Source organism: Cupriavidus sp. 2KB_3 (assembly GCF_052115685.1).
GTDB lineage: Bacteria > Pseudomonadota > Gammaproteobacteria > Burkholderiales > Burkholderiaceae > Cupriavidus > Cupriavidus campinensis.
On the sequence record NZ_JBFRHD010000011.1, the window covers coordinates 65,316 to 78,823 of the forward strand.

Consider the following 13,508-nt stretch of genomic DNA (forward strand, 5'->3'; position numbering starts at 1 on the left):
GACGCCGGCACGTTGCATCGGCGTTTGTCTGACAGGGCTGTCGGTGGCCGCCGCGTGGCGTGTGATGCGGGCGGCCGGGGCAGGGTCAGCCGCCCCGCCATGTTCATGTTTCGCCGCCTGTTCAACCGGGCTGAACAGCGCGAAAAGTTGAACAGCGGCGTCCTTTGGTCCATGATCGGGGTTACCTTTCCCGATTCCCGTTCGGCGACCTGGAGGACGCAGCCATGGACCAGAAGGCGGGCGATATCGACTGGGTGGAGGCCGCGCTGGTGGCGCTGCACCGCACCACCGGCATGCAGGCCCGCATCCGCCATGGCCGGCGCGATCCGGGCGGCGAGGCGCCGGTGGCCGCCATTTCCCTGCGGCGCGGCGACGCCGCCCATCGCTACGCGGTGGAGTGCCGGCGCTCGGTGCGCACGGTGGCGGACCTCTCCGTGGTGCGCGCCCAGTTGCAGGAGCGTGCGCCGGGCCTGCTGGTTACCACCTACCTGACGCCGGCGCTGGCCGGGCAATGCCGCGAAATGGGGCTCCAGTTCCTCGACACGGCTGGTAATACCTTCCTCGACGCCCCGGAGTTGTTCGTCTTCGTCATCGGCCAGACCCCGCCGGACAGCGTGGTGCGGCCCGCCGTGCGCATCAGCGGCAATCCGAGTTCGCAACGGATGGTGTTCGCGCTGCTGTGCCAGCCGGAACTGCTCCAGGCCACGTACCGGGAGATCGCCCGGGTCAGCGGCATTGCGCTGGGCTCGGTGGGGGCGGTGTTCAACGGCCTCTCCGCGCGCGGCTGGCTGCTGGAGACGCGCGAGGACGAGGGACGCCGCCTGACCGCGCCGGACCGGCTGCTCGATGAATGGGTGGCCAACTATCCGACCATCCTGCGCCACCGGTTGCAGCCGCGCCGCTTCAGCGCGCCGGCGGCCGACTGGTGGCAGGCGGTCAACGCGGCGGAGCTGGAGGGCTACTGGAGTGGCGAGGTCGCGGCGGCGGCGATGGTCGGCGGCATCCGTCCGGCCAGCCAGACGCTCTATATTGCGCCCGCGCGGATGGCGGCGGCGCTCCAGGTGCTGACCCAGAAACACCGGCTGCGGCCCGACCCGGACGGCATGGTGGAAGTGCTGGAAGCGTTCTGGGACCCATCGGTGGAAGGCGGGGAGACGCCGGCACCGGGCCGCACAGACCTGGCGCCGCCGGTCCTGGTCTATGCCGACCTGATGGCCACGCTCGATGCGGACCACCTCGCGGCGGCCACGCAGCTGCGCAAGGCGCGCATCAAGGACGTGCTGGACCGGTTCTGACGCTCCCGGCCCACCATCGCCCGATCCTGCCTTACTGGTTCTTCATCGCCGCTGCCAGCCGCGCGATGATCTCGCCCTCGCTCTTGAATGCCTTCTGCGCATAGGCCGAATACTGCTCCGGGCCCATGTAGTTGGTCACCATGCCGTACTGGCGCGTCACGTTCAGGAACTTGGGGTCCTTGAGCGCGTTGCGGAACGCTTCGTCCAGCCGCTTGACCACGGCGGGCTTCATGCCGGCCGGCCCGATCACCCCGAACGGCGAGTTCGACCAGACCGGATAGCCGATCTCCTTGAGCGTGGGGGCATCCGGGAAGTCCGCCGCGCGCTTCTCCGACAGCGTGGCCAGCACCCGCATCTGGCCGCTCTGCACATAGGGCAGCAGGGTGTTGGACAGCACCGCCACGTCCGACGAGCCGCTCAGCAGGGCGGTGATGGCCTCGGCGTCGCCCTTATAGGGCACGTGGGTCCAGTTCGATTGGGTGACACGCGCCAGCTCGGAGATCGTCAGATGCTGGCTGCCATAGATGCCGGTGGTGCCGTAGCTGATGCCGCGCTTGTCGGCCTTGGCCTCGGCAATCAGCTCCTGCATGGTCTGCCATTTGGCGTCCTTCTTCACCGCTACCGCGAAGTTGTAGTCCGCGATCATCGACACGTAGGTCAGGTCCTTGAGCGGGTCGTAGCGCATCTTCTGCACGTGCGGCAGGCGGAAGATCACCACCGGCGCCATGCTGAGGGTGTAGCCGTCCGGCTCGGTGGTCACCATCTGCGTGGCGCCCAGTGTGCCGCTGACGCCCGGCTTGTTCTCCACCACGATGGTCTGGCCCAGCTCGCGCCCGGCGGCATCGGCCAGCGCACGGGCCACCTGGTCGGTCACGCCGCCGGCGCCGTAGGGCACGATCAGGCGGATCGGGCGGGTGGGGAATTCATCGGCGGCCTGGGCGACGCCCGGCAGGATGCCGGCGCCCGTGGCGGCCACGGCGGCGCCGGCCATGGCGAAGCGGACGAAGGTACGACGTTGCATGTGGTCTCCTTGGGTTCATCACGCCGGATCGTGGTTGTCCGGCTGGCAATACATCTGCCGCAGTATGACCGGGAGACAGGGCGCGCGGGGCGGCCTTGCAGGGGGTGCGAGCCCGCTATCCGTCGATTTCATCGACGTCATGCGCCGGCTGCATTGGCGCCTCCGGGTAAGTCCGGAGGCGGCGGTGAGGGCGGTGAGGGCGGTGAGGAGCGCTGCCCGACGAATGTCAGGCGGCGATCACGCGGGTGCGGATGAAGGCCTCGTCACGCATCAGCGCCTCGGCCCAGCCGGCGGGCGGGACCAGGCTGATATCGGTGATGGCGTAGCCGATATCGCCGGCGGTCTGCAACTGCTGCGCCACGATATTGGCGCCAATCTCGGCCAGCGCCTGGTTGAAGTGCGACAGCGTGCCGGGCCGGTTGTAGTGGATGTTGAGGATGCGCGCCGGGGCCTCGAGCGGGTTCGGCTGGATCTCGGGCAGGTTCACCGCCCCGATGGTCGCGCCCGTTTCCAGAAAGTTGGCCAGCTTGGTTGCCACTTCCACGCCGATGTTCTCCTGCGCCTCTTCGGTGCTGCCGCCCACGTGCGGGGTCAGGATGACATTGGGCTTGCCCTGCAGCGGCGTGACGAACGGATCGGTGTTGCTGCGCGGCTCTTCCGGGAACACGTCGATGGCGGCGCCGGCCAGGTGGCCATCGTCCAGATGCTGGGCGAGGGCGGCAATATCCACCACCGTGCCGCGCGAGGCGTTGAGCAGGATGGCGCCGCGCTTCATGGCCGAGAGCGCCCGGGCGTTGATCAGGCCGCGCGTCTGCGGGGTGGCGGGCACGTGCAGCGTCACCACGTCGGCCTGCGCCAGCGCGTCTTCCAGCGTGTGGGCGGGCATGGCCGAGCCGATCGAGAGGCGCGGGCGGATGTCGTAGAACACCACGCGCATGCCCATGGCTTCGGCCAGGATGCCAACCTGCGCGCCGATATTGCCGTAGCCGATCACGGCCATGGTCTTGCCGCGGATCTCGAACGAACCCTTGGCGGATTTCTGCCACTCGCCCAGATGGGCCGCGCGGCTTTTCTCGGGGATACGGCGCATCAGCATGATCGCCTGGCCGATCACCAGTTCGGCCACGGAGCGCGTGTTCGAGAACGGGGCGTTGAACACCGGAATGCCGGCGTGGGCTGCCGCGCCGAGGTCGACCTGCGAGGTGCCGATGCAGAAGCAGCCCACCGTCAGCAGCTTGCCGGGCTGGGCGAAGGTTTCCGCCGTGAGCGTGGTGGCGGACCGGATGCCAAGCAGTTCGTGCCCCTGCACGGCGTGCTGAAGGGCCTCGCCGGCGAGGGCCTTGCCCTGCGTGGCGACGTCGATCTGGTGGCGCCCAAGCATCTGCTGGGCGCTGGCGTGGATATTTTCGAGGAGGATGGCGGTGGCCATGAGGATCTGCCGGTGGATCAGGAAGGTTGGAGGTCTTGTGCGGGCGCGCAGCCATGAGGAACTGAGGGCCGGCGCGCCGATGCGCTCACCTTATCACTGTCCGTTACCCGTGCTCATGACGTGGGCATGGCGGGCCACTCGCCGGGCGACGTCGGGAAGATGTCTTTGTCATCGTACAACTAGGGCAATTCAAGGCAATTGCCGCCAACATCCCCCAACTGAATGCTTGCGGCGCCGCTTTTGTTCTCATATGATGTCCGATAACTATAACGAGGACGGAGACAAAACGATGCAAGACACCCCATTCGACGCGCGCCGGCGGACGCTGCTGAAAGCCGGCGGCGCGGCCGCAGCGGCCGCAGCGGCTACAGCCAGCGGCGGGGCCCTCGCCCAGGCGTTCGAGTTCAAGCCGAGCCAGCGCTATCCCGACGCGGCGGTGGAAATCCTCGATCCCAGCTTCGCCAAATACCGGCTGTACAGTTCGACCGTGGAGCAACTCGCCACGGGCTTCCGCTGGGTGGAAGGGCCGGTCTGGTTCGGCGACGGGCGCTACCTGCTGTTTTCGGACATCCCCAACAACCGCATCATTCGCTACGACGAAGCCGCCAACCAGTGGAGCGTATTCCGCCAGCCGGCCAACTTCAGCAACGGCCACTGCCGCGACAGGCAGGGCCGGCTGGTCAGCTGCGAACACCTGACGCGCCGCGTCACCCGCACCGAGTACGACGGTTCCATCACGGTCCTGGCCGATCGCTACCAGGGCAAGCGCTTCAATTCCCCCAACGACATCATCTGCAAGTCCGACGGATCGCTCTGGTTCTCCGATCCGCCCTTCGGCATCGCCGGCGAGTGGGAGGGGGACAAGGCCACGCCAGAACTGCCGCATGCTGTCTATCGGATTGATCCGAAAGACAACTCGGTTACGCAGGTCATTGCCGATCTCAACGGCCCCAACGGCCTGTGCTTCTCGCCGGACGAGAAGAAGCTCTACGTGATCGAGGCGCGCGCGCAGCCGCACCGCGTGGCCTGGGCCTATGACGTGGCGGCGGACGGCGGTTTGTCGAACAAGACCAAGCTGATCGACGCCAACGGCCCCGGCGCGCTGGACGGCATGAAGTGCGATGTGGACGGCAATATCTGGGCGGGCTGGGGCAGCAGCGGGGCGCCCGGTGCGGACCCGGCCAAGCTGGATGGCGTGCGGGTGTTCAATCCGCAGGGCAAGGCCATCGGCCATATCCACCTGCCGGAACGCTGCCCGAACCTCTGCTTTGGCGGCCCCAAGCGCAACCGTCTCTATATGGCGTCCAGCCACTCGCTGTACGCGCTGTACGTGGAGACGCGCGGCGCAGTCTGAGGTCTCGGAAAGGCGCCGAACATCGCTCAACCGCGCTGAAAAGTTTCAACTCGCCGACGAGAAAACTGAATTCCATTCCGTACGGATTCTGTCAGCATGCCTGCATGCTGGCAGATACGGGATGGAGGCAATCAATGGTCGGGAAGTCGCTTCTGTACGGCGCGGTGGCGTGCGGCGCGGGCCTGCTCCCGCTGGCCGCGCAGGCCACGGAAGGGGCGCTGGGCCGCCCGGTGTCTGGCACCAGCGTGCAGGCCAACGCTGGCGTGGTGCCGCCCGAGCCGGTCTGGGTGGTCAACTTCGGCGAGATCTACCTGAACGGCTCCGTGGGCGGCGACCGGCAGGTGCCCATCGGCGGTCGGACCACGCTCGGTGTGGAAGCCAAGATTGCCTTCACGCTGGCCACCGCCATGAAGGTCTGGGACACCGGCCCCGGCGCGTGGAACTTCGCCTCCAGCTTCACGCTGCCCTATGTCTGGACCACCGTGCACGCCACGGCCGGCGCCAGCGGCGCCCTGGGCACCTTCTCGACCGGCACGTCGGACCGGGCTTCGAACTTGTTCGATATCTACTTCGCCCCGATCATCGCCGGCTATCACTTCTCCAAGACCAGCCACATGGCGTTGAGCTTCAACGTCTGGGCGCCCACCGGCCAGTACAACAAGGACGCGCTGGCCAACCCGAGCCTGAACAACTGGACCTTCATCCCGCAGGTGGCCTTCACCCACCTGATGCCGCAGTACGGACTGGAATTCAACACCGTGGCCGCGTTCCAGTTCTACACGCGCAATACGGCCACCGACTACCAGAACGCGCCGCTGTTCACGCTGGACGTGATGGGCGTGAAGCGCTTCGGCCCATGGGGCGTGGGGCTGGTCATGGGCACGGTGCAGCAGCTGGGCGGCGACAGCGGCCCCACGGCGGACCTGCTGCACGGCTTCCACGGCCACGACTTTGCGATGGGGCCGATCGTCACGTACGACACCAAGCTCGGCGGCAAGCATCCGCTCTCGTTCGGGTTGCGCTGGGTGCCGACGGTGAGCAGCAAGAACCGGCTCGACAGCACCTCCACCTTCATGGCGACTGTCACGCTGGTGTTGTAGCGGGCGTTCCATCCTACGCAATGATTTTCTGAAAATACGCACCACTATCACTTTCCTGTCATGAGTCGCCGGCACTATCGGCGCTCAAACTAGAAATCAGGGAAGTCTGTCATGCGTAATACCCACTCCGCGATCGGGATCGCGGCAGCTGTGCTTGTCTCCGCCTTGTTCTACGGCTGCAACAGCAGCGACGATGCCCCGGTATCGAACCCGGCCACGCCGTCCGGCCCGACCACCCCCACCGAACCCAGCACCCCGGTCAACCCCACGCCCGCCGCAGCCACGGGCAAATGGACCACCGGCGACCTGCACGTCCACACCGTGGAATCGGACGATGCCCAGAGCCTGCTCGCCAGCGTGCTGGACGAGGCGCTGGTCAAGAACAACCTCGACTGGACTGCCATCTCGAACCACCTGCGTCCGTCCACGCGCGACCAGAACGGCACCGCCATCGTCGGCGGCCCGCTGCCGTTCTCGCAGGCCATGGCGCAGTACGAGATGCCGGCGGTGCGCCAGATGCAGGTCAATGGCGCATACGTCAACAAGCTGATCTTCTCGGCCTTCGAATGGGACATGCCCACCCATGACCACATGAACGTGGGCATTTTCGGCGGCGCGCCGCTGGGCACGGCCACCAAGGCGGCCAACGAGTTCGAATACTTCTTCACGAACCGCCCGGACACCCAGTTCGATCCGGTGGACGTGACCAACTGGAACGCCAAGGGCCCGCGCGCCTACACCACGCACGCGGACGCCGTGAAGGCCGTGGCCTGGCTGCGGGACAACTATCCCGACACCAGCTACGCGCTGATCAACCATCCCTCGCGCAACACGGGCAAGTACACCGCCGCCGACTACCGCGAATTCAACGACACCGCCCCGAACATCGTCTTCGGCGTGGAAGGCATGGTCGGCAACCAGATGGAGCCGGACCGCGGCGGCTACACCACCGCCTACGTGGACGCCAACCTCAAGAACCGCGTCTACGGCGGGGTGGACTACGTGGTGGCGCAGGTCGGGGGCATCTGGGACGCGTTGCTCGGCGACGGCCGGCGCTTCTGGAACGTGGCCGACTCCGACCACCACTTCAAGACCATCGGCGCGAACAGTAGCGGCTACTTCCCGGGTGAGTACGCCAAGACCTATGTCTGGATCGAAAACCAGTACACGGGCATCAAGGGCGTGCTGGAAGGCGTGCGCTCGGGCCGCATGTTCTCGGTATTCGGCGACCTGATCAACGCGCTCGACTTCCACGTGGCCGGCGCCGCGGGCAAGGGCGAGATGGGCGGCGAGCTGAAGGCCAAGGCGGGCGAGACCGTGACGGTGACCATCCGCTTCAAGAGCCCGGACCGTAACCACTACGAGTACCCGATCAGCAGCGGCATCAACGTGAACGTGCGCCCCACGGTGGACCACATCGACCTGATCGCCGGGGACGTGACGCCACGCGCCGCGGCCGGCACGCCGGGCTACAGCAAGGAAACCAACGACTCGACCAAGGTGATCGCCACCTTTACATCGGCCGACTGGAAGCTGGATTCGGACGGGTACTACGCCGTGACCTACACCTACACGGCGGCGAAGAACCAGTACTTCCGCCTGCGCGGCACCAACCTCGGCATGAACGTGGCAGGGGAGACCCAGAACGGCAACCCGCTGCCGGACGCCAAGACCACGGTCACCGAGGACACCGCGCGCTTCAACGCCATCAACGCCCGCAACTACAACGACCTCTGGTTCTACTCGAACCCGGTGTTCGTGACGGTGGGTTCGTGACGGTGGTTCGTGACGGCGAGCCGCTGGATTTGCGGCGCTAAACATCGGGTAGAGATAATGGTAATTATCAAGACACCGGTGTTTCTGTAAGGGGTGGTTTTCCCCTCTCCTGGAAGCGGGAGAGGGGCGAAAAACAAACAGCGGTATCATCGCGGCCTTCGCCTTGATGTCCGCATTGCACCTTGTCTGACCCTGAACGTACTGCCGTCCGTCGCCGGCAGCGCCCGCCCGTTGCCCCGGAGCGGCTGCTTGGCCCGCATCACTTCGCTTTCTATCGCGGTTACCTCGAGGGGATCGACCTCGCCCGGCTGGCCGACCGCTATCTGGAGACCGGGCTGGACCTGCGCGTGGCCCGCACCACCATCGGCTGGATCGAGTCCGAGCTGGCGCGCGGCGTCAAACGGATGGAAACCCGTGCCGACGGGCAGCCGACCATCTCCGAGCGCGCCTGGCTGGGCCTGTTCCGCACGCCGGCCGAGGAGAGCGCCACCGCGCGCCAGAACCGTCGCCGCAAGCTGCTGCGTGTGCTCGACGCGCTCAAGCCCCAACTGGTTTCCCGCCCCACGCCCAATGACGCCGTGACCGGCTGGTTCGCGCCGGCCATCGCCCAGCGGCTGGTTGAGGCGGGCTGGGCCACGCTCGGCGCGCTGCAAGCCGTGATCGCCCACGAGGGACCGCGCTGGCACCGCCATGCGCGGCGCATTGGCGACCATACCGCCCGGCGCATCGAGGCATGGCTGGCCGATCAGGCCGACGATATCGGCGCGATTCCCGCCGCCGCGCTGGTGCCGCGCCGCACCGCCACGGCCGCCGAACTGGCGAGCCTGCGTGCGCCGGCAGCGGCGGTGGCGCCGCTCGAATCGCTGCTGCTGCCGCCCGCGCTGGACGGCCGGCAGGGCCACAACCGCACGCCGCCCGGCGTCGATTCCCGCATTTCGGCCCAGAACGACCTGATGGCCATCCACGCGTGGCTAGGCGTGCATCCTCCCGTGGGCGGCCACACCTGGCGCGCCTATCGCACGCAGGCGGAGCGCTTCCTGCTCTGGGCCGTGTTCGCGCGCGGCAAGGCCCTGTCCGATCTGACCGTCGAGGATTGCAGCGCCTACCTGACCTTCCTGGCCGATCCGCAACCGGCCGCCCAGTGGGTTGGCCCGCGCGGCACGCCGCGCTATCGCCACGACTGGCGGCCATTCGAGGGGCCGCTGTCGGCGGGTAGCGTGCGGCAGGCGTTCACCATCGTCAAATCGCTGTGCGCGTGGCTGGTCAACGCGCAGTACCTGCGCTACAACCCGTTCGAGCTGCTGCCCAAGCCCAAGGCGGCGGGGCAGGGCCGCATCAAGGTGGCGCGCAGCTTTACCGACGCCCAGTGGCAGTTCCTGCGCAAGTTCACGGCTGGCCTGCCGGCGGATGACCCGCGCACGGCACGGCTCCAGTTCATGCTGCGCTTCGTCTACGCCACCGGCTTGCGGATTTCCGAGCAGGCGCAGGTGACCGTGGGCGACCTCGCCCAGCAGGACCTGGCTGCCGACCAGCGCGGCGTGTGGACGCTCTCCTTTGTCGGCAAGGGCACGCGCGCCCGGGAGGTGCATGTGCCGGGCCCGGTGATCGAGGCGCTGCGTGACTATCTGGAAGTGCGCGGCCTGGGGCGCGAGCTGGAGCGGCTGCACCCGTCCACGCCGCTGATCGGCCGGGTGAAGGACGATGGCGCCGTGGGCCGGCTGTCCGTGGCGCAGCTCGACGCGATCTGGAAGGGCTTCTTCGCGCAGGCGGCGCAGGCCATGGCCGCCGATGACCCGGCCGGCGCGGCGCGGTTGGGGCAGGCCAGCGCGCACTGGCTGCGCCACACCTTCGGCTCGCACGCGATTGCACGCGGGGTGGCGCTGGACGTGGTGCAGCACCAGCTGGGCCATGCCTCGCTGGCGACCACCTCGATCTACGTCCACGCCGAGGACGCCCGCCGCGCGCGCGAACTCGATCAGGCGGGGATGTATTAGGCAACTACGCGTCGGCCGCGGGCAGGCAGTCCAGGAACGCCTGCGCCAGCGCTGGCACCGGGCGTTGCTGGTTGTGCAGGACGTAGCGCTCGAACGGGATGGCCGGCTCAAAGCGGATGGCGCGCACGCCGGGCAGCTTCAGGCTGCGCACCACCACTGGGTTCACCACGCTGACGCCGAGGCCCATCTCCACCATCGTGCAGATGGTGGCGGCGTAGGGCGTCTCCAGCGTCAGCACGCGCCGGTCCGGCGCGAAGGCGGCATCGACGATGGCGCGCGTGCCATCGCCATGGGTGAGCGAGATAAAGCGCTCGCCGTCCAGGTCCGCCGCGTGGACGACGCGCTTGCGCGCCAGGCGGTGCTCGGCGGGCACGATGCAGACGCCGGGCTCGTCGCGCAGCAGCGCGCTGTCGATGCCCGCCATCTCCACCACGTAAGACACCAGCCCGAAGTCGCAGAACTGGTTCGCCGTCCATTTGGCGACGGTCGGCGAATCGCTGGTATGCACGGCGATAGGCACGTCCGGGTGCTGCTCCCGGAACCGGGCGATGGCCTGCGGCATCACGCTCATGGCGATGGACGGCACGGTGCCGATGCGCAGCGTGCCCACGCCCACCTCCCGGATCGACCGCGCCGAGGCGCGCAGGCTGTCGAGCCCGAGGAAGGAGCGCTCCACGTCCCGGAACAGGGCTTCCGCTTCCACGGTTGGCGTCAGCCGGCCGGCAATCCGCGCAAACAGCTTGAATCCCGTCTCCCGCTCCAGCTGGGCGATCACGCGGCTGATATTCGGCTGCGAGGTGTGCAGCTGGGTGGCGGCGGTCGTCATCGAGCCGGTCACCATCACGGCCCGGAAGGCTTCGATCTGTTTGAAATTCATGCGGGCGATGGTATATCAAATCCGTATGTACAGGCCGAAAGAACTGATTTGACGATATGACCACCGGATTTCCATACTTGGCTCCAACGTACCGGAGAACAACACACGTATGGAATCGAAAGTCAGCCGCCGCCTGACCCAGGCTACCGCCCCCGAGGTCTGCGAACACATCTACCTGCCGCGCCTGGCGCGCGAATTCGGCAGTGGTTTCCCGTATCTGAGCGATATCAACCAGGCGCATCTGCTGATGCTGCACGGCGCCGGACTGGTGCCGGCCGAGGTGGCCGCGCAACTGGCGCAGGCGCTGGTGCGCATCGAGGCCGAGGGCGCGGACGCCGTGCCGCTGGACCCGGCCCGCGAGGACGCCTATTTCAACTACGAGGCGCGGCTGATGGCATTGGCGGGCGCCGACGTGGGCGGGCGCCTGCACGTGGCGCGCAGCCGCAACGACATCCTGGCCACGCATGACCGCCTGCGCGCCCGTGATGCGGCGCTGGCCATCCTCGACGAGCTGCTGGCCACCCGCACGGTGTTGCTGGACCGCGCCGCCGAGCATGCCGGCACGGTCATGCCCGGCTACACCCACCTGCAATCGGCCCAGCCGATTACCTATGGCTATTACCTGGCCGGCGTGGCTGAGTCGCTGGGGCGGGACATCGCCCGGCTGCGGCAGGCGCTGGCCCGGCTCGATGCCTGCCCGCTTGGCGCCGGTGCGCTGGCCGGCACGGCGTTCCCGATCGACCGCACGGCCACGGCGCGCTGGCTCGGTTTCTCCGCCCCGACCACCAATTCGCTGGACGGCGTGGCCTCGCGCGACTTTGCGTGGGAAATCCTCGCCGCCATCACCATCGGCACGGTCACCTGGGGCCGCGTGGCGCAGGATCTCTATGTCTGGGCGACGCCGGAGTTCGGGCTGATCGACTTCCCGGACAGCGTGGCGGGCACGTCGAGCATCATGCCGCAGAAGAAGAACCCGGTCGTGCTCGAATACCTGAAGGGCAAGGGCGGTCACATGATCGGCCTGCTCACGGCCTCGCTGGCGGCGCTGAAGGGCAGTCATTTCACGCACAGCGGCGACGGCAACCGCGAAAGCATGCGCGGTTTCTGGGAGGCGGCGGACGAGTGCAAGCGCTGCGTGGCCCTGCTGCGGCTGGTGCTGACCCATGCCACGCCGCAGGCCAGTCACATGCTGGCGCGCGCCCGCCGGGATTTTTCGATGGCCACCGATCTGGCCGACACGCTGGTGCGCAGCGCCGGCATGTCGTTCCGCGAGGCCCACCACGTGGTGGGCGCGGTGGTGCGCGATGCGCTGGACCGCCATCTGCCGGCCAGCGAGATCGATTCGGCGATGGTCGATGCCGCGGCGCTGCGCCACACAGGCCGCGCCGTGCACCTGTCCGCCGAGGCCGTGGCGCGCAGCCTCGACCCGGAATCTGGCGTGGCTGCACGCACTGCCGCCGGCGGGCCGTCGCCCGCGTTGGTACAGGCGCAGGTTCTGGCCCAACGGGCCGATTTGAGCGCCGCACAAAGTGATGTGAACGCCATGCGAGAGCGCGTGGAATCGGATCGCGCCGCGCTGAAGCGGGCCGTTGCAGAACTGGCCAGCGCCCACCCAGGTCAGCCCCCGCATTTGCACCCCTAGCGGGCCACCGACCCGCATCCCTACACTGACCGACCGGAGATCCTGCCCCATGAAACCGATTGCGCACGCGCTGGCTGTGGCCTGTTTTTCGCTGGCATCCACCCTGGCTGCGGCCGGGTCCTTTCCCGACAAGCCGATTCGTATGGTGGTGCCGTTCCCGCCCGGGGGCACCACGGACCTGCTTGGCCGCGTACTGGCCAACCGCCTGTCCGAGACGCTCGGGCAGCAGGTCATCGTCGACAACCGGCCCGGCGCCGGCGGCACGATCGGTTCCGATGTGGTGGCCAAGGCTCCCGCCGATGGCTACACGTTGATGTTCGGCACGGTCGGCACACAGTCGATCAACACCACGCTCTACAAGCGCCTGCCGTTCGACGCCCAGAAAGACTTCACGCCGGTGGCGCTGTTCGCCGGCGTGCCCAACATCCTGGTGGTGAACCCCAAGGTGCCCGCCAGGAACGTACGTGAACTGGTGGACTACGCCAAGCGCCATCCCGGCGCGCTCAACATGGGGTCGGCGGGCAATGGCACCACCAACCACCTGTCCGGCGAGCTGTTCAAGTCGATGGCGCATGTGGAGATCGTGCACGTGCCGTACAAGGGCAGCGGCCCGGCCATGGCCGATTTGCTGGCCAACCAGGTGCAATTGATGTTCGACAACCTGCCGGGCTCGCTGCCGCACGTGAAGGCGGGCCGCCTGCGTGCGCTGGCCGTGACCAGCGCCACCCGCTCGCCGGCACTGCCGGACGTGCCCACCATGGCCGAGGCCGGCATCACGGGGTACGAGGCCGATGTCTGGTTCGGCGTGGTTGGCCCGCGCGGCATGCCGGCGGACGTGGTGAACAAGCTGTCGACGGAAATCGCCCGCATCGCGCAGGACAAGGCGATGAAGGAGAAGCTGCTGCAGGCCGGCGCCTCGCCGCTGACCGCCACGCCGGAGCAGTTCTCGGCGCTGATCGGCAAGGACACGGTCAAGTGGGCCAAGCTGGTGAAGGAATCGGGCGCGTCGATCGATTGACG

General features: G+C 67.8%; 10 protein-coding genes. 7 read left to right on the forward strand and 3 right to left on the reverse strand.

Annotation, left to right across the window (positions count from 1 at the left end):
- Positions 1 to 224: 224 nt before the first annotated feature.
- Positions 225 to 1,295, forward strand: a complete 1,071-nt coding sequence (locus AB4120_RS13655) for a type IV toxin-antitoxin system AbiEi family antitoxin (RefSeq protein WP_149137670.1) — start codon at positions 225 to 227, stop codon at positions 1,293 to 1,295.
- A gap of 31 nt (positions 1,296 to 1,326) precedes the next feature.
- Here the strand turns inward: AB4120_RS13655 and AB4120_RS13660 are convergent, their stop codons facing one another.
- A complete protein-coding gene (locus AB4120_RS13660) occupies positions 1,327 to 2,316 on the reverse strand; it encodes a tripartite tricarboxylate transporter substrate binding protein (protein ID WP_149137671.1) in 990 nt (329 codons plus the stop codon).
- A gap of 226 nt (positions 2,317 to 2,542) precedes the next feature.
- Complete coding sequence (serA, locus tag AB4120_RS13665; RefSeq protein ID WP_149137672.1) at positions 2,543 to 3,745, reverse strand: phosphoglycerate dehydrogenase; 1,203 nt, start codon at positions 3,743 to 3,745, stop codon at positions 2,543 to 2,545.
- Positions 3,746 to 4,034: 289 nt separating this feature from the next.
- Between serA and AB4120_RS13670 the strand changes: the two genes are divergently transcribed.
- From AB4120_RS13670 to AB4120_RS13685, 4 genes are all read left to right on the forward strand, one after another.
- Positions 4,035 to 5,099, forward strand: coding sequence for an SMP-30/gluconolactonase/LRE family protein (locus AB4120_RS13670; protein ID WP_149137673.1), 1,065 nt, complete (start codon positions 4,035 to 4,037; stop codon positions 5,097 to 5,099).
- 134 nt (positions 5,100 to 5,233) lie between these two features.
- A complete protein-coding gene (locus AB4120_RS13675) occupies positions 5,234 to 6,199 on the forward strand; it encodes a SphA family protein (RefSeq protein WP_149137674.1) in 966 nt (321 codons plus the stop codon).
- A 111-nt stretch (positions 6,200 to 6,310) separates the two neighbouring features.
- Entirely contained in the window at positions 6,311 to 7,975 is a 1,665-nt protein-coding gene (locus AB4120_RS13680) for an S-layer protein (protein WP_149137675.1), read from the forward strand.
- A gap of 182 nt (positions 7,976 to 8,157) precedes the next feature.
- Positions 8,158 to 9,969, forward strand: coding sequence for a tyrosine-type recombinase/integrase (locus AB4120_RS13685; protein WP_149137676.1), 1,812 nt, complete (start codon positions 8,158 to 8,160; stop codon positions 9,967 to 9,969).
- Between the two features lie 4 nt (positions 9,970 to 9,973).
- On the opposite strand, the gene AB4120_RS13690 is transcribed toward AB4120_RS13685, so the two are convergent.
- Entirely contained in the window at positions 9,974 to 10,846 is an 873-nt protein-coding gene (locus tag AB4120_RS13690; protein ID WP_149137677.1) for a LysR family transcriptional regulator, read from the reverse strand.
- A 109-nt stretch (positions 10,847 to 10,955) separates the two neighbouring features.
- Here AB4120_RS13690 and argH point away from each other — a divergent pair, with 109 nt between their 5' ends.
- Both argH and AB4120_RS13700 read left to right on the forward strand, forming a co-directional pair.
- Positions 10,956 to 12,488, forward strand: coding sequence for an argininosuccinate lyase (argH, locus tag AB4120_RS13695; protein ID WP_149137678.1), 1,533 nt, complete (start codon positions 10,956 to 10,958; stop codon positions 12,486 to 12,488).
- Between the two features lie 49 nt (positions 12,489 to 12,537).
- On the forward strand, positions 12,538 to 13,506 hold the full coding sequence (locus AB4120_RS13700; RefSeq protein WP_441642377.1) for a Bug family tripartite tricarboxylate transporter substrate binding protein: 969 nt from the start codon (positions 12,538 to 12,540) through the stop codon (positions 13,504 to 13,506).
- Positions 13,507 to 13,508 lie beyond the last annotated feature (2 nt).